Origin of the sequence: Streptomyces sp. NPDC050619 (assembly GCF_040654815.1) — a bacterium.
Lineage (GTDB): Bacteria > Actinomycetota > Actinomycetes > Streptomycetales > Streptomycetaceae > Streptomyces.
On the sequence record NZ_JBFAIR010000005.1, the window covers coordinates 49,789 to 70,398 of the forward strand.

At 72.4% G+C, this 20,610-nt stretch carries 22 protein-coding genes; 8 read left to right on the forward strand and 14 right to left on the reverse strand.

Features of this window, described 5'->3' with window-relative positions; all coding sequences use genetic code 11:
* Window positions 1-119: 119 nt before the first annotated feature.
* The 3 genes from AB0I77_RS11010 to AB0I77_RS11020 form a co-directional block, all read right to left on the reverse strand.
* Window positions 120-329, reverse strand: a complete 210-nt coding sequence (locus tag AB0I77_RS11010; RefSeq protein ID WP_363282138.1) for a YbdD/YjiX family protein — start codon at window positions 327-329, stop codon at window positions 120-122.
* The gene (locus AB0I77_RS11015) at window positions 326-2,488 is read right to left on the reverse strand and encodes a carbon starvation CstA family protein (RefSeq protein ID WP_363282140.1); all 2,163 of its coding nucleotides are present in this window, start codon (window positions 2,486-2,488) and stop codon (window positions 326-328) included. The genes AB0I77_RS11010 and AB0I77_RS11015 overlap by 4 nt, the downstream gene beginning before the upstream one ends.
* A gap of 104 nt (window positions 2,489-2,592) precedes the next feature.
* Window positions 2,593-2,811: a DUF3311 domain-containing protein gene (locus AB0I77_RS11020; protein WP_363282141.1), complete on the reverse strand. Its 219-nt coding sequence runs from the start codon at window positions 2,809-2,811 to the stop codon at window positions 2,593-2,595.
* 164 nt (window positions 2,812-2,975) lie between these two features.
* Between AB0I77_RS11020 and AB0I77_RS11025 the strand changes: the two genes are divergently transcribed.
* The 5 genes from AB0I77_RS11025 to AB0I77_RS11045 all read left to right on the forward strand — a co-directional run bounded on the left by AB0I77_RS11025 (window position 2,976) and on the right by AB0I77_RS11045 (window position 8,072).
* The gene (locus AB0I77_RS11025) at window positions 2,976-4,538 is read left to right on the forward strand and encodes a sodium:solute symporter (protein ID WP_363282142.1); all 1,563 of its coding nucleotides are present in this window, start codon (window positions 2,976-2,978) and stop codon (window positions 4,536-4,538) included.
* A 71-nt stretch (window positions 4,539-4,609) separates the two neighbouring features.
* Window positions 4,610-5,179, forward strand: coding sequence for a sigma-70 family RNA polymerase sigma factor (locus AB0I77_RS11030; protein WP_363282397.1), 570 nt, complete (start codon window positions 4,610-4,612; stop codon window positions 5,177-5,179).
* Window positions 5,176-5,490: a hypothetical protein gene (locus AB0I77_RS11035; RefSeq protein WP_363282143.1), complete on the forward strand. Its 315-nt coding sequence runs from the start codon at window positions 5,176-5,178 to the stop codon at window positions 5,488-5,490. Before AB0I77_RS11030 ends, AB0I77_RS11035 begins: the two co-directional genes overlap by 4 nt.
* A gap of 33 nt (window positions 5,491-5,523) precedes the next feature.
* Window positions 5,524-7,311, forward strand: a complete 1,788-nt coding sequence (locus AB0I77_RS11040; RefSeq protein ID WP_363282145.1) for a glycoside hydrolase family 15 protein — start codon at window positions 5,524-5,526, stop codon at window positions 7,309-7,311.
* 5 nt (window positions 7,312-7,316) lie between these two features.
* Complete coding sequence (locus tag AB0I77_RS11045; RefSeq protein ID WP_363282147.1) at window positions 7,317-8,072, forward strand: SDR family oxidoreductase; 756 nt, start codon at window positions 7,317-7,319, stop codon at window positions 8,070-8,072.
* A gap of 677 nt (window positions 8,073-8,749) precedes the next feature.
* Here the strand turns inward: AB0I77_RS11045 and amaP are convergent.
* From amaP to AB0I77_RS11070, 5 genes are read right to left on the reverse strand one after another with little or no spacing between them, the layout of a single operon-like run.
* Window positions 8,750-9,337, reverse strand: a complete 588-nt coding sequence (amaP, locus tag AB0I77_RS11050) for an alkaline shock response membrane anchor protein AmaP (RefSeq protein ID WP_363282148.1) — start codon at window positions 9,335-9,337, stop codon at window positions 8,750-8,752.
* Window positions 9,334-10,053 (reverse strand): DUF6286 domain-containing protein, encoded by a 720-nt coding sequence (locus AB0I77_RS11055; protein ID WP_363282149.1) that lies wholly within the window; start codon window positions 10,051-10,053, stop codon window positions 9,334-9,336. The genes amaP and AB0I77_RS11055 overlap by 4 nt, the downstream gene beginning before the upstream one ends.
* Window positions 10,050-10,433: an Asp23/Gls24 family envelope stress response protein gene (locus AB0I77_RS11060; protein ID WP_363282150.1), complete on the reverse strand. Its 384-nt coding sequence runs from the start codon at window positions 10,431-10,433 to the stop codon at window positions 10,050-10,052. The genes AB0I77_RS11055 and AB0I77_RS11060 overlap by 4 nt, the downstream gene beginning before the upstream one ends.
* The gene (locus AB0I77_RS11065; protein WP_363282151.1) at window positions 10,430-10,624 is read right to left on the reverse strand and encodes a hypothetical protein; all 195 of its coding nucleotides are present in this window, start codon (window positions 10,622-10,624) and stop codon (window positions 10,430-10,432) included. The genes AB0I77_RS11060 and AB0I77_RS11065 overlap by 4 nt, the downstream gene beginning before the upstream one ends.
* Window positions 10,625-10,665: 41 nt before the next feature.
* Complete coding sequence (locus AB0I77_RS11070) at window positions 10,666-11,151, reverse strand: Asp23/Gls24 family envelope stress response protein (protein WP_363282152.1); 486 nt, start codon at window positions 11,149-11,151, stop codon at window positions 10,666-10,668.
* An 87-nt stretch (window positions 11,152-11,238) separates the two neighbouring features.
* On the opposite strand from AB0I77_RS11070, the gene AB0I77_RS11075 reads away from it, so the two are divergent.
* On the forward strand, window positions 11,239-11,976 hold the full coding sequence (locus tag AB0I77_RS11075; protein WP_363282153.1) for a nucleopolyhedrovirus P10 family protein: 738 nt from the start codon (window positions 11,239-11,241) through the stop codon (window positions 11,974-11,976).
* A gap of 13 nt (window positions 11,977-11,989) precedes the next feature.
* On the opposite strand, the gene AB0I77_RS11080 is transcribed toward AB0I77_RS11075, so the two are convergent.
* The 3 genes from AB0I77_RS11080 to AB0I77_RS11090 all read right to left on the reverse strand — a co-directional run bounded on the left by AB0I77_RS11080 (window position 11,990) and on the right by AB0I77_RS11090 (window position 15,104).
* On the reverse strand, window positions 11,990-12,793 hold the full coding sequence (locus tag AB0I77_RS11080; protein ID WP_363282154.1) for an enoyl-CoA hydratase/isomerase family protein: 804 nt from the start codon (window positions 12,791-12,793) through the stop codon (window positions 11,990-11,992).
* Between the two features lie 116 nt (window positions 12,794-12,909).
* Window positions 12,910-13,131 carry a helix-turn-helix domain-containing protein gene (locus tag AB0I77_RS11085; protein WP_004002281.1) on the reverse strand — a complete coding sequence of 74 codons (222 nt, stop codon included), beginning with the start codon at window positions 13,129-13,131 and terminating at the stop codon, window positions 12,910-12,912.
* Between the two features lie 374 nt (window positions 13,132-13,505).
* A complete protein-coding gene (locus AB0I77_RS11090) occupies window positions 13,506-15,104 on the reverse strand; it encodes an ABC-F family ATP-binding cassette domain-containing protein (protein ID WP_363282155.1) in 1,599 nt (532 codons plus the stop codon).
* A 536-nt stretch (window positions 15,105-15,640) separates the two neighbouring features.
* Between AB0I77_RS11090 and AB0I77_RS11095 the strand changes: the two genes are divergently transcribed.
* Complete coding sequence (locus AB0I77_RS11095) at window positions 15,641-16,054, forward strand: VOC family protein (RefSeq protein ID WP_363282156.1); 414 nt, start codon at window positions 15,641-15,643, stop codon at window positions 16,052-16,054.
* A gap of 11 nt (window positions 16,055-16,065) precedes the next feature.
* Here AB0I77_RS11095 and AB0I77_RS11100 read toward each other — a convergent pair whose 3' ends face one another.
* From AB0I77_RS11100 to AB0I77_RS11110, 3 genes are all read right to left on the reverse strand, one after another.
* Complete coding sequence (locus AB0I77_RS11100; protein ID WP_363282157.1) at window positions 16,066-17,487, reverse strand: hypothetical protein; 1,422 nt, start codon at window positions 17,485-17,487, stop codon at window positions 16,066-16,068.
* A gap of 225 nt (window positions 17,488-17,712) precedes the next feature.
* Complete coding sequence (locus AB0I77_RS11105) at window positions 17,713-18,846, reverse strand: alpha/beta fold hydrolase (protein WP_363282159.1); 1,134 nt, start codon at window positions 18,844-18,846, stop codon at window positions 17,713-17,715.
* Window positions 18,847-18,926: 80 nt separating this feature from the next.
* On the reverse strand, window positions 18,927-19,658 hold the full coding sequence (locus AB0I77_RS11110; RefSeq protein WP_363282161.1) for a class II aldolase/adducin family protein: 732 nt from the start codon (window positions 19,656-19,658) through the stop codon (window positions 18,927-18,929).
* 196 nt (window positions 19,659-19,854) lie between these two features.
* On the opposite strand from AB0I77_RS11110, the gene AB0I77_RS11115 reads away from it, so the two are divergent.
* Window positions 19,855-20,604, forward strand: a complete 750-nt coding sequence (locus tag AB0I77_RS11115) for a lysozyme (protein WP_363282162.1) — start codon at window positions 19,855-19,857, stop codon at window positions 20,602-20,604.
* Window positions 20,605-20,610: the final 6 nt, after the last annotated feature.

The following is a 20,610-nucleotide window of genomic DNA, read 5'->3' on the forward strand; positions in this document are numbered from 1 at the left end:
TCACGGCTCATTCTCACGGCTCGTTCTCACGGCTCGGTCTCACAGGGGGTGCGGGGCGGGCGGCGGCGTCAAGGCCGGCAGGCGCGCCCGCCCCGCGGCGGCGGACCGACGGACCCGTGTCAGCAGCAGCGGCTCTGCGGGTGGGTCTCCCGGTGCCGGGTGCGCAGCACCTGGTACTCCCCCCGGGTCGGTACCGGGGTCTGCGGATGGTGGCGCCGGTGCCGCTCGCAGTGACGGTCGTACTCCGCCTCCCCGGTCAGCTCGCGCAGGTACCAGCGCACGGCCCTGGCCCAGCCCACGGCCCGAGGCCAGCGCAAAGCCGTCCTCACGAGCGGGCTCCCACCAGGGGTTCGCCCGACTGCCCGGGCTGCTCGGACAGTTCGATGCGGGACTCGACGTACGGTGCCTCGGTGGTCGCCGACCCGCCCGGCGAACGGACGGCCCGCACGCACACGACCGCCGCGTTGACGATCACCACGGCGACCAGCAGCAGGAACACGGCGATGAGCACGCCGTCGACCGTCGAGTTGGTCACCACGGTGCGCATGTCGTCCAGCGACTTCGCGGGCGGCAGGACCTGTCCGGCGTCGAGGGCGTCGGCGTACCGCGTCCGCTGGGCGAAGAAGCCGACCTTGGGATCGTCGGAGAAGATCTTCAGCCAGCCCGCGGTGAAGGTGACCGCGACCACCCAGGCCAGCGGGAGGCCCGTCACCCACGCCCAGCGCAGCCGCCCGGACTTGACCAGGACGGTCGTGCACACGGCCAGGGCGATGGCGGCGAGCAGCTGGTTGGCGATGCCGAACAGCGGGAAGAGCTGGTTGATTCCGCCGAGGGGGTCGGTGGCGCCGGAGTGGAGGAAGTAGCCCCAGGCCGCGACGACGAGTCCGCTGCACAGCCAGATGCCGGGCTTCCAGTTGACCCGGCCGACCGGCTTCCAGACGTTGCCGAGCATGTCCTGGAGCATGAACCGTCCGACCCGGGTGCCGGCGTCGACGGTCGTCAGGATGAACAGCGCCTCGAACATGATCGCGAAGTGGTACCAGAAGGCCTTCATCGCGGTGCCGCCGAAGACCCCGGAGAAGATCTCCGACATGCCGACGGCCAGGGTCGGGGCGCCGCCGGAGCGGGCGATGAGGCTCTGCTCCTCCACCGCCCGGGCCGCGTGCGTCAACTGATCGGGGGTGATGGTGAAGCCGAGGCCGGCGACCGCGTGGGACGCCGACTCCGCCGTCGCACCCAGGAGACCCGCCGGCGCGTTCATCGCGTAGTACAGGCCCGGCTCCAGGGTGGCCGCGGCGATCAGCGCCATGATCGCGACGAACGACTCCATCAGCATCGCGCCGTAGCCGATCATCCGGACCTGGGATTCCTTCTGGATCAGCTTCGGGGTGGTGCCGGAGGAGACCAGGGCGTGGAAGCCGGACAGCGCGCCGCAGGCGATGGTGATGAAGAGGAAGGGGAACAGGGAGCCGGCGAAGACGGGGCCCGCGCCTGAGGAGGCGAAGTCGCTCACCGCGTCTGCCCTGAGCACCGGGGCGGCCACGACCACTCCGACCGCGAGCAGCGCGATGGTGCCGATCTTCATGAAGGTGGAGAGGTAGTCGCGCGGCGCGAGCAGCATCCACACCGGCAGGACGGAGGCGACGAAGCCGTAGCCGATCAGACAGAAGACGAGGGTCGTCGGGCTCAGGGTGAAGGTGTCGGCCAGCGAGGAGTTCTGGACCCAGCTGCCGCCGACGATCGCCAGCAGCAGCAGCGCCACGCCGATGAGACTGGTCTCGACGACCCGGCCGGGCCGGATGCGGTGCAGCCAGAAGCCCATGAACAGGGCGATGGGCACGGTCATCGCGACCGAGAAGGTGCCCCACGGGGAGTGGGCCAGCGCGTTGACGACAACCAGAGCCAGCACGCCCAGCAGGATGATCATGATGGCGAAGACCGCGATCAGGGCCGCCGCGCCGCCCGCCCGGCCGATCTCGTCGCGGGCCATCTGCCCGAGCGACTTGCCGTCCCGCCGCATCGACAGGAACAGCACGACCATGTCCTGCACGGCCCCGGCGAAGATCACCCCGGCGACGATCCACAGAGTGCCGGGCAGGTATCCCATCTGGGCCGCCAGCACCGGTCCCACCAGCGGTCCCGCGCCGGCGATCGCGGCGAAGTGGTGACCGAGCAGCACCCGCCGGTCGGTGGGCTGGAAGTCGACGCCGTCCTCCAGCCGTTCGGCGGGGGTGGCTCGGCGGTCGTCGGGCTGCAGCACGCGCCGGACGACGAAGCGGGAGTAGAAGCGGTAGGCGATGGCGTACGAGCCGAGCGCGGCCACCACCAGCCAGACCGCGGAGATCTTCTCCCCTCGGGCGAGCGCCAGGACGCCCCAGGCGATCGCGCCGAGCAGGGCGACGGCGGTCCACAACAGGACCGACCGTGGGGAGGTCCGGGGCTTCTGTGGCGCCGGGAGACCGGATTCGGGCAACACGGATGTGGGCATGACGGCTCTTCACCTCGACTGTGTGACAGGTGCTGTGACAGGTGCTGTGACTGGTGCTGTGACAGGTGCTGTGACGGGTGGTGTGTGACGGACGTGCGCGTGGATCAGCGGTGAGGGTGGTCGCGCGTCAGCGCGTACGCGGCGAGCAGGCACAGACCGCAGCCCGGTACCCAGGCCAGCTGGTACCAGTAGAAGAACGGCGTCCCCGCAAGTCGCGGACCCGCACCGGCGTACAGGGGGACCCACAGCAGCCCCGCCGCGGGCGCCAGGAGCAGCAGGGCGACGGCGACGCGCCGTAGCCGGGGGTGTCCCGTCCGTGCCATGACCTGCGCTCCTCTCCCGCTCGCTGGTGGTCTGTGCAAGAGTTGCCCACCCGCCGGGACTGGTTGACAGGGAATTTCCAGAGGATTTCCCGCCGGTTCTCTGTCCTCCGATCCGGCCGCCCGCGCAACCAACGGTCGAGGGCACACACCAAGGACGGTGACCCATGGCCGACGGCGCCATGACCGCGACGTTCCTCGCCGTGATCGGCGGGGCGTCGCTGCTCGCCGTGACCGCACGCCGCCTGCGTCCGAACGACCGGCTGCCCTCGTTGGAGGGCTGGGCGCTGGCCGACCGCAGCCTCGGCCCGGTGTGGACCTGGTTGCTGCTCGGCGGCACGATCTTCACCGCGTACACCTTCACCGCCGTACCGGGGCTGGCGTACGGCAACGGCGGGGCCGCCTTCTTCGCGGTGCCGTACACGGTGATCGTCTGTCCGCTGGCCTTCGTCCTGCTGAGCCGGCTGTGGGCCGTGGCCCGCCGGCACGGCTACATCACCGCCGCCGACTTCGTGCGCGGACGGTACGGGTCGCCGCCGCTGGCCCTGGTGGTCGCCCTGACCGGGATCCTCGCGACGATGCCGTATCTGGCGCTGCAACTGCTCGGCATACGGGCGGTGCTGACGGCCGGGGGCATGTACCCGCGGGGCGCCGCCGGTGATCTGGTGATGGTGGCGCTGTTCGCGGGGCTCGCGGTGGCGACGTACCGCCACGGGCTGCGCGCGCCCGCGGTCATCTCGGCGCTGAAGGCGGTCGCGGTCTTCGTGTCGCTGACCGCCGTGTGCTGGCTGGTCCTTCAGCGGCTCGGCGGGCCCGGGGCCGTGTTCGACGGCGCGGCCCGGCGCCTCGGCGGCACGGACGCGGCCCACTCCCCCTTGCTCCTGTCCCCTGCGCAGCAGCCCGCGTACGCCACGCTCGCATTCGGCTCCGCGCTCGCCCTCCTGATGTACCCGCACGTGCTCACCGCAGGCTTCGCCGCCGACGGTCCGCGCACCCTGCGCAAGGTCTCCGTGGCCCTGCCCGCCTGGACGGCACTGCTGGCGCTGTTCGGCTTCCTCGGCATCGCGGCACTCGCCACCGGGGTGCGGGCCCCGCGGGGAAGCGCCGAGGCCGCCGTGCCGATGCTGGTCGACCGGCTCATGCCGGCGCCGCTGGCCGGGCTGGTGTTCGCCGCGATCACCGTCGGCGCGCTCGTTCCGGCCGCCGTGATGTCGATCGCCGCGGCGACGAGTTTCGTACGGAACGTATACGTCGAGTACGTCCACCCGACGGCCACCCCCAAGCGGCAGGTGCGCATCGCCAAGGCGGTGTCGCTCACCGCGAAGGTGGGGGCGGTGGCGTTCGTGTTCGGGCTGCGCGACCAGGACGCCGTCAACCTCCAGCTGCTGGGCGGGGTGTGGATCCTGCAGATCTTCCCCGCCGTGGCCGTCGGGCTGTTCACCGGGCGGCTGCACCCCCGGGCGCTGCTCGCCGGATGGGCCGTGGGCATGGTGGCCGGGACGTTCCTGGTGGTGCGCGAGGGGTTCTCGTCGATCGTGCCCCTCGACACCGGCGCCGGACCGCTGGAGATCTACGCCGGGCTCGCCGCCCTGCTGCTCAATCTGACCGTCGCGGTGGCCTGCACCGCGGCCTTCGAACGCCTCGGCGTCCCGCGCGGCGCCGACACGACCGACCTGCCGCCGCGTCTGACCGTGAGACGACGCCCCGAGACGGGAGCGAACCACCCGTGAGACGCAGACCGAACACTCCGGCCCCACTGCCACCGACCCCACTGCCACCGGTGCCGCTGCCACCGGTGCCGCTGCCCGCCGGCCCGGCCGAGCCGCTCGCCCGAGCCGAGCCGCTCGCCCCCGCGGTGAGCGACCCGGCCGACCTGGAGCGGGAGGCCGGCCTCGCCCGCCTCTTCGAGCTGCACTACTCCTCGATGCTGCGGCTGGCCGTGCTGCTCGGTGCCGACGACCCGGAGAACGTGGTGGCCGAGGCGTACTACCAGATCTACCGCAAGTGGCGGCGGCTGCGGGACGTTCAGGCGGCGGAGGCCTATCTGCGCTCCACCGTGTGCAATCTGACCCGGATGCGGATACGCCACCTCCAAGTCGCCCGCAGACACGTGGAGAACCCGCCGATGCTCCCCGACGAGGCCGTGGCCTCAGCCGAGAGCACGGCCTTGCTCCGCGACGACCAGCGCGTGCTGATCGGCGCGCTCCAGCATCTGCCGGCCCGGCAGCGCGAGGCGCTCGTGCTGCGGCACTGGCTCGGACTGAAGGAGAGCGAGATCGCCGCCGCGATGGGCATCTCCTCTGGTTCCGTCAAAACCCATACGGCACGCGGCCTCGCCGCTCTCACTCAGGCGATGGAGGCCCGGCGATGACGCATCGAGATGTGACTGGGTCGCGTGGCACCAGTCCGCAACGCACGGAACGGGAGCTGCGCGAAGCCCTGGAGGCGCTGGCCGGCGGGGTGCGGGCCGCCCCCGACGCCTATCGCACGGCCCGTGGCGAGTGGCTGCGCCGTGAACGCCGGCGCCGGCTCGTCCTCGCCGTGCTGATCACCGTCGTCTTCGCCCTGGCCACGCTGATCGGCCTGTGGGTCCTCAACCAGGCCCCGTCGGATCCGGGCGTGATCTTCTCGGGCGCCGGCGGCGGCGTGAGCCATGCGTCACTCGCCCGGCCCCACCCCTGATTGCCCCGTCGGCCCGCAGGGAACCCGCTCTGGGTGCATCCCCGTATCGAGGACTACGCCCTCATCGGCGACGAACAGACCGCGGCCCTGGTCGGCCGCGACGGCTCCGTCGACTGGCTCTGCCTGCCCCGCTTCGACTCGGCCGCCTGCTTCGCCCGGCTCCTCGGCGACGAGGAGAACGGCCACTGGCGGATCGCCCCCAAGGGCGCCGCGGGCCCCTGCACCCGCCGCGCCTACCGCCCCGACACGCTCGTCCTCGACACCGACTGGGAGACCGCCGAGGGCAGCGTGCGCGTCACCGACCTGATGCCGCAGCGCGACCGCGCCCCCGACCTCGTACGCGTCGTGGCAGGCCTCGGCGGCCGGGTCACCGTGCGCAGCACACTCCGGCTGCGTTTCGACTACGGCTCGGTCGTGCCGTGGGTGCGCAGAACCGACGGCCACCGGGTGGCCGTCGCGGGACCCGACTCGGCGTGGCTGCGCAGCGAGCCCGAGGTGCGCACCTGGGGCAAGGACATGGGCACGCACTCGGAGTTCACCGTGGCAGAGGGCGAGAAGGTCGCGTTCGTGCTCACCTGGCACCCGTCGCACGAGCCACGCCCGCCGCTGGTCGACCCGTACGAGGCACTGGAGACCAGCGTCGGAGACTGGCAGGCGTGGGCGTCCCGTTGCCGTTACGACGGCCCGCATCGGGACGCCGTCGTGCGCTCCCTGATCACTCTCAAGGCCCTCACCTACGCGCCCACCGGCGGCATCGTGGCCGCCGCGACCACCTCGCTGCCCGAGGAGATCGGCGGGGTGCGCAACTGGGACTACCGCTACTGCTGGCTGCGCGACTCCACCCTCACCCTGGGCGCGCTGTTGTCGTGCGGCTATGACGAGGAGGCCGAGGCCTGGCGGAACTGGCTGGTGCGCGCGGTCGCCGGCGACCCGGCCGACCTCCAGATCATGTACGGCCTGGCGGGCGAGCGGCGGCTGCCCGAGTCCGAGGTGCCGTGGCTGTCCGGCTTCGCCGGCTCGACGCCCGTACGGATCGGCAACGCGGCGGTGAAACAGCTCCAACTGGACGTGTACGGCGAGGTCATGGACTCGCTGTCGCTGGCCCGGAAGGCGGGCCTGTCCGCCGAGCCGCACATCTGGGCGTTGCAGGTCGCTCTGATGAAGTTCCTGCGGTCGGCCTGGCGGCAACCGGACGAGGGACTGTGGGAGGTGCGCGGGGGCCGCCGGCACTTCGTCCACTCGAAGGTGATGGTGTGGGTGGCCGCCGACCGGGCCGTACGCACGCTGGAGACGCACCCGAAGCTGCGCGGCGACCTGGAGGGCTGGCGCGCGATGCGCGACGAGGTGCACCAGGAGGTGTGCGAGAAGGGCTACGACGCCGAGCGGAACACCTTCACGCAGTACTACGGCTCGCGCGAGCTCGACGCCTCGCTGCTGCTCATCCCCCGCGTCGGCTTCCTGCCGCCCGACGACCCGCGCGTGGTGGGCACCATCGACGCGGTCCGCGACGAGCTGGGCCACGGCGGCCTGGTGCACCGCTACAGCGCCGAGGAGACCGACGTCGACGGGCTGCCGGGCGGCGAGGGCACCTTCCTGGCGTGCTCGTTCTGGCTCGCGAACGCGCTGCACATGACGGGCCGTACGAAGGAGGCACGGGAGTTGTTCGAACGGCTGGTCGGCCTCGCCAACGACGTGGGGCTGCTGTCCGAGGAGTACGACCCCGGGGCGGGCGTCCAGCTGGGCAACGTCCCGCAGGCGTTCAGTCACATCGGTCTGGTGAACACGGCCCTCGCCCTGTTCGGGGACGACGAGGCAGGATAGGGGCCATGGATCTTGGACTGAGGGACCAGGTGTACGTCGTCACCGGCGCCACGCGCGGACTGGGCAACGCCGCCGCGCGTGAGCTCGTCGCCGACGGCGCGAAGGTGATCATCACGGGGCGGGACGAGAAGAGCGTCACCGAAGCGGCCTCCGCGCTGGGCGCGAACGCGGTCGGGGTGGCCGCGGACAACGCCGACGCCGCGTCGCCCGCGCGCCTGATCGCCGCCGCGCGAGAGCACTTCGGGGGTTTCGACGGCATCCTCGTCAGCGTCGGCGGGCCGACGCCCGGGTTCGTCGCCGACAACACGGACGAGCAGTGGCAGGCGGCGTTCGACTCGGTGTTCCTGGGTGCGGTTCGGCTCGCGCGGGCGGCGGCGGCCGAGCTGGAGGCGGGCGGGGTCATCGGGTTCGTGCTGTCCGGGTCGGTGCACGAGCCGATTCCGGGGCTGACCATCTCCAACGGGCTGCGCCCGGGGCTTGCCGGGTTCGCGAAGTCGCTGGCGGACGAGTTGGGGCCGCGGGGGATCCGGGTCGTGGGGCTGCTGCCGGCCCGGATCGACACGGATCGCGTGCGGGAGCTGGACCGGCTGTCCGCCGATCCTGAGGCGACTCGGGCCGCGTACGTGGCGCGGATTCCGTTGCGGCGGTATGGGCTGCCGGAGGAGTTCGGGCGAACGGCCGCGTTCTTGTTGTCGCCGGCGGCTTCTTATCTGACGGGGATCATGGTGCCGGTGGACGGTGGGATACGGCACGGGTTCTGACCTGCGGGCCGGGCGGATCGGCGGGGCGGTCGGGCTGACGGGGCGGTCGGGGCGGTTGGGCGGGGGCGGGCCGGGCGGTCGGGCGGATCGGGCGGTCGGACGGATCGGGCGGTCGGACGGATCGGGCGGTCGGGTAGACCAGCGGACCGGACGGACCAGGCGCACCGGCGCACCGGCGGACCGGGCGGTTGGGCGGACCAGGCAGACCAGCGGACCGGACGGTCGGGCGGTCGGACGGGCCGGGCGGGGGCAATTGGGCGGACCGGGCGGAGGGCGCTTGGGCGGACCGGGCAGGCCAGGCGGACCGGGCGGGGGCGGTCGGACGGGCCGAACGAATCGGGCGGTCGGACAGACCAGGCGCACCGGACGGACCAGGCGCACCGGCGCACCGGACGGACCAGCCGGCCCAGGCGGTCGGGCAGACCAGGCAGACCAGGCAGACCAGCGGACCGGACGGTCGGGCGGTCGGACGGGCCGGGCGGGGGCAATTGGGCGGACCGGGCGGGGGGGCGCTTGGGCGGACCGGGCAGGCCAGGCGGGCCGGGCGGGGCCGGTTGGCCGGGCCGAACGAATCGGGCGGTCGGTCAGACCAAGCGGGCCGGACGGACCAGGCGCACCGGCGGACCGGACGGACCAGGCGGCCGGACGGACCAGGGGCATCAGGCGGCCCGAACGCCTCAACTCACCCTCTCCGCGCGGTGCTTGACCTCGTGCAGTCGGACCTCCGCCGGAAGTGACGCCAGTCCCGCCGAATCGCGGGCGTGGGCCAGCGCCACCGTCGCGAGGTCGTGCAGCGCCGTTCCGGGATCCACGTGCGGTTGCAGCCGGAGCCGTACCCGGGTCTCGGGGGCGCCGGTCCGGCCGGTGAGCAGTACGTGAGCGTGGGCGACGCCGTCCAACTCGCCCGCCTGCCGGGCCAGTACGTCCTCCAGTGCCCGCCCCCGCAGCAGTGCGCCCGCGCCGTCGCCGGTGTCGACGAGTACCTCGGCGAGTCGGTGCCTGCGCAGGACCGCCGTCAGCCACCACAGGGCGAGCAGCACGAGGACCGCGAGCACGGCGAGCACGGTCGGCCACCACCAGCCGTCGTCCCGCCACCGGGTCCGCTCGGCATCGGAGAGCAGCACGTCGTGCCGTCCGTCGTGGATCCACCACGAGGGTGCCGCGGCGCCCAGCCCCACGGCGAGCACGGAGCCACCGAGGACGACGAGCACGAGGCCGACTGCTCCGAGAAGCACACGGTTGACGGTCCTGAGCATCGCAGTCACCCCTTCCGGTCGGGCCGTGCCACACGCACCGTGAGCGCGGGCGGCCGGGCCAGCCCCAGCCCGCTGACCGCCTCGGCGAGCGTGGCGTCCAGGTCGGCGCGTACGTCGTCCGGTGCGCGGAAGTGCGAGAGCGCGCGGACCTCGGCCCGCGCGCGGCCCATCCGCACCCGTACGGACTGCACGCCGGCCACCTCCATGGCCCGGTCGCGCAGCACCATGGCGGCCGCCTCCCGATGCAGCCCGGCGCGGACGTCGGCGTGGGTGCGCCGCATCGGCAGTACGGCCCGCAGGCCGGGCGTGACGGCCAGCACGATCAGCCACAGGCCGAGGGCCGCGGCTACGCCCGCGCCGACGAGCACCCAGATGTCGTCGAGGGGCCGCTCGGCGAGCTGCCGGGCCAGTTCCCGGCGCCAGGCCAGGGCGTCCCGGTCCGCGCGCACGGCGGCGACGTCGTACAGGAAGGCGCCCGCGACGAGCAGGAGCAGCAGCGCCACGATGCCCGCGGGGACGCGGCGCGCCGACCAGAAACGGCCGCTGCCGCCGGCCGCGTCTTCTTCGCCGGCCGGGACAGGTGGAGCCTCGTACGCCCCGCCTGTCTCCCCGGCTGTCTCACCGCCGGTGCCCCCGCCGGTGTCGGCCGCCTTCTCGATGACCGGCAGTCGCTGTGTGGTGCCCTCGGCGCGCTCGGCGCCCTCGGAATCCTGGGACTCGCTCATCGCGTCCTCCCCTGTGCCACACCGTGCGCCTGTGCCGGATGCAGCCGCTCCACCTGAACGGCGACCTCCAGCACCTCCATGCCCACCAACGCGCCTACCCGCTCGACGACATGACGACGCACCCGACGGCACCGGGCGCCGATGTCGCAGGGATAGTCGAGTTCCAGGTGCACGCGGACCCTGGCGGTCTCGTGGTGTACGACGACGGTGGCGTGCGGGGACGCGGCCTCGGCGGGCAGCTCACCGACGGCCTCGCGCGCCGCCTGTCCGGCGATCTTCGCGACGACCCGGTCGGCGATCCGCGTTGCGCCGCGCTCGCCCGGCGCAACGACAGGCGGCGGTCTGCGGAGCTCCTCGGCCCCGCTGCTCACGGACGTCATCGCCGCCGGTCACGCCGGTCGTCACGGGTACGGAAGAGGTCGCCGAGCTCCAGGTCCCCCTCCAGGAACCGGCCGACGACGAACCCGACGGCTCCCAGGGCGGCCACCAGCAGGAAGGCGCCGAACCCGCCGAAATACCCGGCGAAGCCCAGCGCCATTCCGGCGATCATGCCGACCACGGCCCTGCTCATGGTGCGCTCCTCAGCTCATCAGATCTTCGGTGTGGTGCGCGTCACTGGAGCCGGGTCTCCGGCTCCTCGTCCTCTTCCTCCGGCAGCTTCACATCACTCACCGCGATGTTGACCTCGACGACTTCGAGGCCGGTCATCCGCTCCACCGCCGCGATGACGTTCTCCCGCACAGCTTGGGCCACATCGGCGATCGCCACGCCGTAGTCGACGACGATCTCCAGGTCGAGCGCGGTCTGCACCTCACCGACCTCGACCTTGACCCCGCGCGTCACCGACTTCGCCCCGCCCGGGACGCGGTCCCGCACGGCTCCGAAGGTGCGGCTGAGCCCACTGCCCATCGCGTGCACGCCGACGACGTCCCGGGCGGCCATCCCGGCGATCTTCTCCACGACTCCGTCGGCAATGGTCGTCCGCCCCCGGCCGGCCGGGTCGCCGCTGCCGCGCTTGACGGCCTTGCGGGTCTGCACCGGCGTCTCGATCTCGCCCTCGGGGCTCCTCGTCCGGTTCCGATCCGTCACGTCGCTCATGGCTCTACGTCCCTTCGCATCGTCGTCCTTCGACCAAGGTAAGCGGGGTTGCGCGATCGCGCGCCCGCGATGCGGCAGGCTGGAGGAATGACGGTGGACCGGTGGACGCAGGCCGTACGGCATCAGCTGGGGCTCGGCAGATTCCTGCCGCTGGGCGGCGCGCGCGACGGGGCGTGGATCACGGAGGAGGCGGCCGGCTCGGTGCTGCGGCGCGCGGCCGGGGACATGCGGGGTGCGCGCCTGGGCCGGTTGCGGATCGGGCTCGCGGATCCTCAGGACGCGCACGACCCCGCCGTACCGCCTCCGCCGAGCGCCCTGCCCCCGGGCCCGCTGCGGGTGACGGCGGAGTTCGCCGCCACGGCGTCCGAGCCGCTGCCCACGACGGCGGAGCGACTGCGTGCGCTTGTGGCGACTGCGGCGGACGGCCTCGGACTGGCCGTGGCGGAGGTCGACCTGCGGGTGACGGCTCTGCTGGACGAAGAACCGGACGAAGACGAGGGGGAGCCGGGGTCCCTTCCCGTACGGCCCCCGGAGCCGGCCCCCGCCGAGCCGCGGGGCGACGGCGACAGCGACGAGGGCCGGGCGGCAGGCGCGGCGCTGAGCGTCCCGGGCGTGTCCCGTCTGACGGGCATCCTGGGCAGGCCGGTGCACATCGAGGAACGGCAGGACGCGACCGGCGCCCTGCCACGCCGGCACGTGCGCCTGGAGCTGGCGGTGGGCGCGGACCACCGGGCCTTGGATGTGGCCCGAGCGGTCCGCGTGAAGGTGGAGAAGGCGCTACCGGATCACCCGACGGTGGCGGTGCTGGTGACCGCGGTCGGCTGAGGGCTCATTGGGCTCATTCGCCGAGGCCGGCCAAGTCCCGCAACCGCCGCGCCTGGGCCGCCCGTTCGGCGCTGCGCTGCTCCTCGTAGGTACGGTCCTGCGCACCCTGCAGCAACGCCTTGGTCTCGATCACCGCGTCCCGGGGCGCGGCCAGGATCGCCGAGGCCAGGTCCCGTACCGCGTCCTCGAGCTGGTCCGAGGGCACCGCGAGGTTCGCCAGCCCCGTGCTCACCGCTTCCTCGGCCAGCACGAAGCGCCCGGTGGCGCAGATCTCCAGCGCCCGGGCATAGCCGACCAGCCCCGTCAGTGGATGGGTACCGGTCAGGTCCGGCACCAGTCCCAGGCTGGTCTCGCGCATGGCGAACTGCACGTCGTCAGCGACGACGCGCAGGTCACAGGCGAGTGCGAGCTGGAAGCCCGCCCCGACGGCATGCCCCTGCACCACGGCGATGGACACGATGTCGCTCCGCCGCCACCAGGTGAAGCCCTCCTGGTACTCGGCGATGGCCGCGTCCAGCTCGGCGTCGCTGCCACGCGCGAGGTCGATGAACGACGGCTCGCCGTCGAAACCCTCGGGCGTGAACGCCTGCCGGTCGAGCCCGGCCGAGAAGGACTTGCCCTCGGCACGCAGCACGACGACCCGGACCGACCCCGGAAGGAGCCTCCCGGCTTCGCCCAACGCGCGCCACAGAGCGGGGCTTTGCGCGTTGCGCTTGGCCGGGTTGGTCAGCGTCACCGTGGCGAGCGCGTCGTCCACGGTGAGCCGTACGCCGTCCTTGTCGAGTACCGGACCGAGGTCCTGGTCGGGCGAAGCCATGGAGTGCCTCCGATGCGTGCGGTCGACAGAGCGATGCTAAGTGACTGCACAGTAACCACCCGGCCGATCAACCGACCGACCGGGTGGTCACCATCGAAGAGACGGGCCGCCCGGGTTCAGGACGAGGCGGCCTTCTTGCCACGCGTCGCCCCGCCACGCCCACGAAGCGTGACGCCCGACTCGCTGAGCATCCGGTGGACGAAGCCATACGAGCGGCCGGTTTCCTCGGCCAGTGCCCGAATGCTCGCACCGGAGTCGTACTTCTTCTTCAGGTCTGCCGCGAGCTTGTCGCGCGCGGCGCCGGTTACCCGGCTGCCCTTCTTCAGAGTCTCGGCCACCCGTGCCTCCTCATGGGAAGTGCGCTCTGGTCTCCTCATGATCACCCCTCTCGGGCTTCATGGCCACCCATTCGGCAAGGTCCGTGAGAGACGGTTTTGACGACAGGGGCGCGTCCCCACATACGGAATCTGCAATTCCACGCGTTGGCGTTCGTACCGCCGAACGGGTTCTTCCGCGAAGTGCCAGGTCAGGGACGCGCGACGGCCGAGCCCCGGTGGGTAAAGGGCTCGGCCGTGAAATCGATGTAGGACACACCTCGGTACGAGGAGATCTCACACAGATGATGGATCACCGATGGGCCGAATGATCCATACGCAGTGGATCACGCCTTCGATCAAGCGGCGCTGACCCTCAGCTGACCCCCAGCCGACCCTCAGGCGAGGGCGACGAGGTCCGCGTAGTCCGCGCCCCACAGGTCCTCGACGCCGTCCGGCAGCAGGATGATCCGCTCCGGCTGGAGCGCCTCGACGGCGCCCTCGTCGTGGGTGACCAGGACGACCGCGCCCTTGTAGGTGCGCAGCGCGCCGAGGATCTCCTCACGGCTGGCGGGGTCGAGGTTGTTGGTCGGCTCGTCAAGGAGCAGGACGTTCGCCGACGACACCACCAGGGTCGCCAGCGCCAGGCGGGTCTTCTCGCCGCCGGAGAGGACACCGGCCGGCTTGTCGACGTCGTCGCCGGAGAACAGGAACGAGCCGAGCGTCTTGCGAACCTCGACCAGGTCCAGGTCGGGATTGGCGGAGCGCATGTTCTCCAGGACCGTGCGCTCCGGGTCGAGGGTCTCGTGCTCCTGCGCGTAGTAGCCGAGCTTGAGACCGTGGCCCTGCACGACCTCGCCGGTGTCGGGCGTCTCCACGCCGCCGAGGAGCCGCAGCAGGGTGGTCTTGCCGGCGCCGTTGAGACCGAGGATGACCACGCGGGAGCCCTTGTCGATGGCCAGGTCGACGCCGGTGAAGATCTCCAGCGACCCGTACGACTTCGACAGGCCCTCGGCCGTGAGCGGCGTCTTGCCGCAGGGCGCGGGCTCGGGGAAGCGCAGCTTGGCGACCTTGTCGGAGACCCGTACCGCTTCGAGGCCGGCGAGCAGCCGGTCGGCACGCTTGGCCATGTTCTGCGCGGCGACGGTCTTGGTGGCCTTGGCGCGCATCTTGTCGGCCTGCGTGTGCAGCGCGGCGGCCTTCTTCTCGGCGTTCTGGCGCTCGCGCTTGCGGCGCTTCTCGTCGGCCTCGCGCTGCTGCTGGTAGAGCTTCCAGCCCATGTTGTAGACGTCGATCTGGGAGCGGTTGGCGTCCAGGTAGAAGACCTTGTTGACGACCGTCTTGACGAGGTCTTCGTCGTGGGAGATCACGATGAAGCCGCCGCGGTAGGTCTTCAGGTAGTCGCGCAGCCAGACGATCGAGTCGGCGTCGAGGTGGTTCGTCGGCTCGTCCAGGAGCAGGGTGTCCGCGTCGGAGAACAGGATGCGGGCCAGCTCGATACGGCGGCGCTGACCGCCGGAGAGCGTATGGAGGGGCTGGCCGAGCACGCGGTCGGGCAGATTCAGCGCGGCGGCGATGGTGGCGGCCTCGGCCTCGGCGGAGTACCCGCCCTTGGTGAGGAACTCGGTCTCCTGGCGCTCGTACTGCCGCAGCGCCTTCTCCCGGGTGGCGCCCGAGCCGTTCGCGATGCGCTGCTCGTTCTCCCGCATCTTGCGGATGAGGGTGTCCAGTCCGCGCGCGGAGAGGATGCGGTCGCCGGCGAGCACGTCGAGGTCGCCGGTGCGGGGGTCCTGCGGGAGGTAGCCGACCTCGCCGGAGCGGGTGATGGTGCCGCCCGCGGGGATGCCCTCGCCGGCGAGGCATTTGGTGAGGGTGGTCTTGCCGGCGCCGTTGCGACCGACCAGGCCGATGCGGTCGCCCTTGGTGATGCGGAAGGTGGCGGACTCGATGAGGATGCGGGAACCGGCGCGCAGCTCGATACCGGAGGCGGAGATCACGGACAGACTCCAGGGCGGATGGGATGACGGGAAGGGGCGGCTGAGGACGTTCCCGCCGTCTAATGCGCGAGGAGAATGGCCATGGGGCCAGTCTAACGGGGCCGTGCAACCACTTTTTCTGCGTTCGGGTGTTCGGGACGCCTGGCGGGGATGTCGTTGCCGAGAGGCGTGCGGTGCCGGGTGCTCCGGGCCGGGCCGTCGAGGGCGATGAGCTGGGCGGTCGAGGCCGCTTCCGCTTCCGCCGGTGCGCGGGGCCGGGCGGGGAACGGTGCCGCGCCGTGACGTACGGCACTGCCCGGGCTCGAGGGCGCGGCCCTTGCGGTGTCGGTGACGAGGCCGTCGTCCGTGATCCCTCGTTCGGGTGAGCGGCCGGTGTTCCGCCCGGGTGCGGAATGGTGCGGGATCCAGAAGCGGTTCCGGGGGTGCGGCCCCTTCCGCCGCGGGGCGAGGCACGGTCCGCGGGCCGTTGTCAGTGGTCGCTGCGAGACTGGGCAGCAGGTGATATTTCCGGCGGTGATCACAAGGGAGTGATCGGTATGGCAGGCACGAGCGGCGGGCGTCCCAGCATCTTCCCGACCCTGGTGTACGCGGACGCGAAGACGGCGATCCGGCAGCTCACCGAGGCCTTCGGCTTCACGGAACTCTCGGTGTACGAGGGCGAGGACGGCGCGGTCCTGCACGCCGAGCTGGTGCAGGGCAACGGCGGGGTGATGCTCGGCTCCAAGGGCAGCGGCGGCGTCTTCGACACGGCGATGAAGGACGCGGGCCCGGCCGGGGTGTACGTGGTGGTGGACGACGTCGACGCACACCACCAGCGCGCCGTCGACCACGGCGCGGAGATCCTGATGCCCCCGACGGATCAGGACTACGGCTCCAGGGACTACATGGCCCGGGATGCCGAGGGCAACATCTGGAGCTTCGGCACCTACGCCCCCGAGATAGGAAGCTGAGGGCCGGGCGCTCAACTGCCCCCGGTGTGCACCTGGAAGGCGGCGCGGCGCACGGCCTTGGCCAGGGCCGGGTCCGGGTGCGCGGCGGCGAGCGCGACCAGGACCTGCACGGTGCGGGGGTGACCGACGGCGCGCACCTCGTCGAGCAGCGCGGGGACGGTCGGCTGCACGGCGGACTCCAGGTGCCGTACGAGCATCGGGGCCTCGCCGTGGTCGGCGACGGCGGCGGCGGTGTCGACCCACAGCCACGTGGCCTCTTCCCGGGTGAGGACCTCGTGGGCGTCCTCCGCGTCGTACCCGTCGTGCTCGGCGAGCCACAGCAGGGCGTACGGCCGCAGCGTCGGCTCGTCGGCCACGGAGCGGACGTCGGGCTCGGCGGGGGCGCCGACGACGCGCAGCGCCTCGAAGGCGAGGCCGCGCAGCAGGGCGTCCTCACCGCGGGCGGCGGCCAGGAGTTCGGTGACGGCGCTGCCGACGGGGCGGGCGGCGAGCCAGGCGCGGTACTCGGCGCGGGCCGCGTTCGGGCGCAGCTGCGCGCAGCCGCGGAGCATGTCCTCGGCCGCCTGCTCGATGTTCCCGGCGGGGCTCTGGGCGGCGACGCAGATCTGCTCCAGCTTGACCCAGACCGCCCAGCTGCCGAGCGGGGTGAGCGTGGCCTGTCCGCCGCCGTAGGTGAGCGCGCCGACGGACGCCACGGCACGCAGGGCCCATTCGAAGAGGGGGGCGAGGGGTGCGAGGGGGGCGTCTGCGGGGTCGGGCTGCGCCGGCTCGCGGCGTACCGGTTCGGGCTGCGGGCCGTACGGGATTTCGCAGCGCTCGGTGCGCAGTTCGGTGACCCGCTGTTCCAGGAGGTCGAGGAGCTGCTCGACGGGGACGGGTCCGGCGGACAGCTGGAGGAAGGAGAGCACCTGCGGCATGGCCGAGACGACCTCGGCGACGGCGGCCGGCTCGTGGTCGGCGGGCTCCGGGGAGGCGATCGACCAGGCGTCGAAGAGGGCGACCCAGCCGCGCAGTACGGCGCTGTCGTCGCGGTTCCAGGCGCGCAGCCGCCAGCCGGGGCGGGCGGTGTCGCCGTGCACCTCGATGAGTCCGGCGAGGCGGGCGGTGTCCCAGTCGGCGCGGATCTGAGCCGGGGTCAGGCCCAGGTCGGCGGCGGCCTGTTCGGCGGTTCCGTCGGAGAGGGCGCCCTTGCCGTCGGGGCTCGCGCCGTCCCGGCCGGGGCGGAGGGCGGCGTCGGCCCAGTGGGCGACGCGGGCCGCGGCGGCAAGACCGGAGCGCGCCATTCTGGCCAGCTCCGCGCGGGCCGGGGTGCCCTCCGGGGGGCGCGGTGCGGGGCGGGGCGGGCGGCGTTGGTTCACAGCTGTGGGGGCGGCGGCCAGGGGTCGCGGACGGACGAGTCGAAGCCTGGAGTCGCGCGGGATACGGGACGTCACGGGTGCAGTCTTCCGGTTGACGGTCCGAAAACCCAAACGGAATGGCACGGCGGGCGACGGGGGAACCGACGCCGGGCCCGCACGAAAGGCTGTTGGCCGAGATCAAGCCAGTGGTACGGCGTTAAACGGAATCTGTGGGACCGCAAGAGGAGGACGGGCATCGTGGCCGAGCACCGTTGCCACTGCGAGTGCCACAGTGCTTGCCACAGTGCTGAGGAGGTCGTGTCACATCAGCGGAGTCAGGAAGCGGCGCAGCTTTTCTTCGTAGTCCTTCGGGTCGGCGTTCCACATGGCCGCGTGGGGGGCGTGGCGGACCGTGTGCAGGGTCACCCGGCCGGGGTGGTCGGCGGCGAAGCGGCGGGAATGGTCCCAGGGGGCCACCCTGTCGTCCGGGCCGTGGAAGATCAGGGTCGGCGCCAGGGGCAGATCGGGGCCGGCGGTGCCGGCGGCGGCGAGGCGGTCGCCGTACATGCCGGTGCGGCCCTGCGCGGCGCGCACCGCGAGCGGCAGCAGGACGCCCGGTGTGCGGCGGGCCGAGACGAGGGCGCGCAGCGTGGTCTCCCAGCTGAGGACCGGGGAGTCCAGGACGAGTCCCGAGATCCGCTCGTGCAGCCCCGAGTGCTCGGCGGCGCGCAGCGCCATGGTGGCGCCGGTGGACCAGCCGTGCAGGATGACCTGCCGGGCGCCGTGGCGGACGGCATGGCGGATCGCCGCGTCCAGGTCGCGCCACTCGGTCTCGCCGAGGTGGTTCAGGCCGTCCGGCGGGCGCGGGGCGCCGTGGTCGCCGCGGTAGGCGAGGGCGAGCACCGGGAAGCGCTGGCGGTGCAGGAACTCCATGATGTTCAGGGGGTGTTCGCGGGTGGCGCCCAGGCCGTGCACCGTGATCACCCAGGTGTCGCGCGTGCCGGGCAGGAACCAGGCGGGCAGGGTGCCCAGTTCGCCGGGGATGTCCATGTCGGCGTGGTCCAGGCCGAGGGCGGTGCTGGGGTTGCCGGCGTGCACGTTCGGGGTGAGCCAGACCTTGTCGCCGGGTTTCAGGGTGCCGTGCGTGACGCGTTCCAGGCGGCGGACGACGGTGTCGGCGGAGTGGGGCTCCGTCCCGAGGACGGGGCCGACGACCGCGTGCGAGTCGTCACCGCGGAGGCCGTAGGTGCCGGGGCGCAGGGCGGCCAGGTCACGGCTGAGGGCGATGCGCCCGGCGGCCGTCGCGTGCACGGTGAGGCGGGGTTCGGTGGGCAGGGGCCGGCCCGGCGGTGCCTTGAGCGCGGCGTCGCTGGCGAGCCGGCCGACGGCGATACCGGCCGCGCCGGCGGCCAGGGCTGCGGTGGCGGCGGCGGCCGTTGCTTTGACAGTGCGCACGCGTCCAGTGTCCTGGCGGAACGGGGTGGCGGCCAGCGGGAGGACGGCCCGGAGTGACGCGCCCTGTCGACTACCCCCGCTTACTCCCGCTGCCCATACCCCCGCAGCCGCTCCGCCGCCTGCGCCAGCTGCTCTTCGGACAGCAGGGTCGGAGTCAGGCCCGGTACCGAGGACGCCGTCAGCCACAGGCGGCACATCCACTCCAGCTGGGCCGTGCGGTCGTAGGCCTGGTCCAGGGTGGCGCCGTAGGTGAGGGTGCCGTGGTTCTGGAGGAGGCAGCCGGAGCGGTCGGCGAGGGCGTGGAGCATGTTCTCGGCCAACTCGTCGGTGCCGTATGTGGCATACGGCGCAACTCGGACGGGGCCGCCGAGCGCGCCGGCCATGTAGTGGATCAACGGGAGCTCGGGGACGAGCGTCGAGACGGCCGTGGCGTGCACGGCGTGGGTGTGGACGACGGCGAGGGCGTCGGTGGTGCGGTAGACGGCGAGATGCATGGGCAGTTCGCTCGTGGGGCCGAGGGTGCCGAGGACCTGCCGGCCGTCGAGGTCGACGCCGGTCACGTCCTTCGGCGCGAGCCGGTCGTAGGGCACGCCCGACGGCGTGACCAGGACGGTGTCCCCGACGCGCACCGAGACGTTGCCGGAGGTGCCGACGACCAGTCCCTCGGACACGGTGCGGCGGGCCGTCGCGACGAGCGCCTCCCAGGCGTCCGCCTCCTCGGCGCGCACGCTCCTCCCCGACGGCTCGGGGCGCACCTGTGCGCCCTCCTGGTCACCCCGTGCGCCCCGTGGGTCCCGCTGCTGCTCGGTCATGCGGTGATCCTGCCAGGCATGGCGTCAACCCGCCCCCGGGCCGGGGCACTTTAGGCCGGAACCCCAGCTTCCGGAAGAGCGCATATGGGCATACATAGCCTTCTTCGATCGCTTGGCCGGAGATCGCCGAGGATTCGATGATCTTCCAGTAATCTCTGGTGGATTTGTCGTGCACGTCGCCATTCCGGGGGGACATATGGCCCGTGATCGCACACCGTCCCGTCGCCGCAGCCGCGCCCTGGCGGCCTCCGTGGCGGCGCTCTTTGTCGGGGGGCTGGCGCTCACCGAGACGCCGGCCTCGGCGGCGAGCCGGCCGAAAGGACACGACGTCTCTTCCCACCAGAAGAACGTCGACTGGCGCAAGGCCAAGTCCAAGGGCGCCAGGTTCGTCTACATCAAGGCGACCGAGTCCACCACCTACCGCAACCCGTACTTCGGCCAGCAGTACAACGGGGCGCGCGACGTGGGCATCATCCGCGGGGCGTACCACTTCGCGCTGCCGAACAGGTCGTCGGGCAAGGCCCAGGCCTCGCATTTCGTGCGCAACGGCGGCAGTTGGAGTGCCGACGGCTGGACGCTGCCGCCCGCGCTCGACATCGAGTACAACCCGTACGGCGAGAAGAAGTGCTACGGCCTGAGCAAGGCGAACATGGTCAGCTGGATCAAGTCGTTCAGCGACGAGGCCAAGCGGCTCACCGGCCGCAGACCGGTCATCTACACGACCGCCCACTGGTGGAACACCTGCACCGGCGGCAGCCGCGCCTTCGCCTCGAACCACGCGCTGTGGGTGGCCCGTTACGACTCGGCGGACGCGGGTGCGCTGCCGGCCGGGTGGTCGTTCTGGACGCTCTGGCAACACGACAACGGCAGCGGCAGTCTGCCGGGTGACCAGAATCTCTACAACGGGTCGATGACCCAGCTGAGGAAGTTCGCCAGGGGGCACTAGTCGTGC

Bases quoted from the DNA above. Each gene is read 5' to 3' on its own strand.
- AB0I77_RS11060 (WP_363282150.1), bottom strand. From the start codon at position 10,433: ATGACGTCCGTGAGCAGCGGGGCCGAGGAGCTCCGCAGACCGCCGCCT.
- AB0I77_RS11020 (WP_363282141.1), bottom strand. From the start codon at position 2,811: ATGGCACGGACGGGACACCCCCGGCTACGGCGCGTCGCCGTCGCCCTG.
- AB0I77_RS11115 (WP_363282162.1), top strand. From the start codon at position 19,855: ATGGCCCGTGATCGCACACCGTCCCGTCGCCGCAGCCGCGCCCTGGCG.
- AB0I77_RS11095 (WP_363282156.1), top strand. From the start codon at position 15,641: ATGGCAGGCACGAGCGGCGGGCGTCCCAGCATCTTCCCGACCCTGGTG.
- AB0I77_RS11080 (WP_363282154.1), bottom strand. From the start codon at position 12,793: ATGGCTTCGCCCGACCAGGACCTCGGTCCGGTACTCGACAAGGACGGC.
- AB0I77_RS11055 (WP_363282149.1), bottom strand. From the start codon at position 10,053: ATGAGCGAGTCCCAGGATTCCGAGGGCGCCGAGCGCGCCGAGGGCACC.
- AB0I77_RS11065 (WP_363282151.1), bottom strand. From the start codon at position 10,624: ATGAGCAGGGCCGTGGTCGGCATGATCGCCGGAATGGCGCTGGGCTTC.
- AB0I77_RS11015 (WP_363282140.1), bottom strand. From the start codon at position 2,488: ATGCCCACATCCGTGTTGCCCGAATCCGGTCTCCCGGCGCCACAGAAG.
- AB0I77_RS11070 (WP_363282152.1), bottom strand. From the start codon at position 11,151: ATGAGCGACGTGACGGATCGGAACCGGACGAGGAGCCCCGAGGGCGAG.
- AB0I77_RS11110 (WP_363282161.1), bottom strand. From the start codon at position 19,658: ATGACCGAGCAGCAGCGGGACCCACGGGGCGCACGGGGTGACCAGGAG.
- AB0I77_RS11075 (WP_363282153.1), top strand. From the start codon at position 11,239: ATGACGGTGGACCGGTGGACGCAGGCCGTACGGCATCAGCTGGGGCTC.
- AB0I77_RS11025 (WP_363282142.1), top strand. From the start codon at position 2,976: ATGGCCGACGGCGCCATGACCGCGACGTTCCTCGCCGTGATCGGCGGG.
- AB0I77_RS11035 (WP_363282143.1), top strand. From the start codon at position 5,176: ATGACGCATCGAGATGTGACTGGGTCGCGTGGCACCAGTCCGCAACGC.
- AB0I77_RS11045 (WP_363282147.1), top strand. From the start codon at position 7,317: ATGGATCTTGGACTGAGGGACCAGGTGTACGTCGTCACCGGCGCCACG.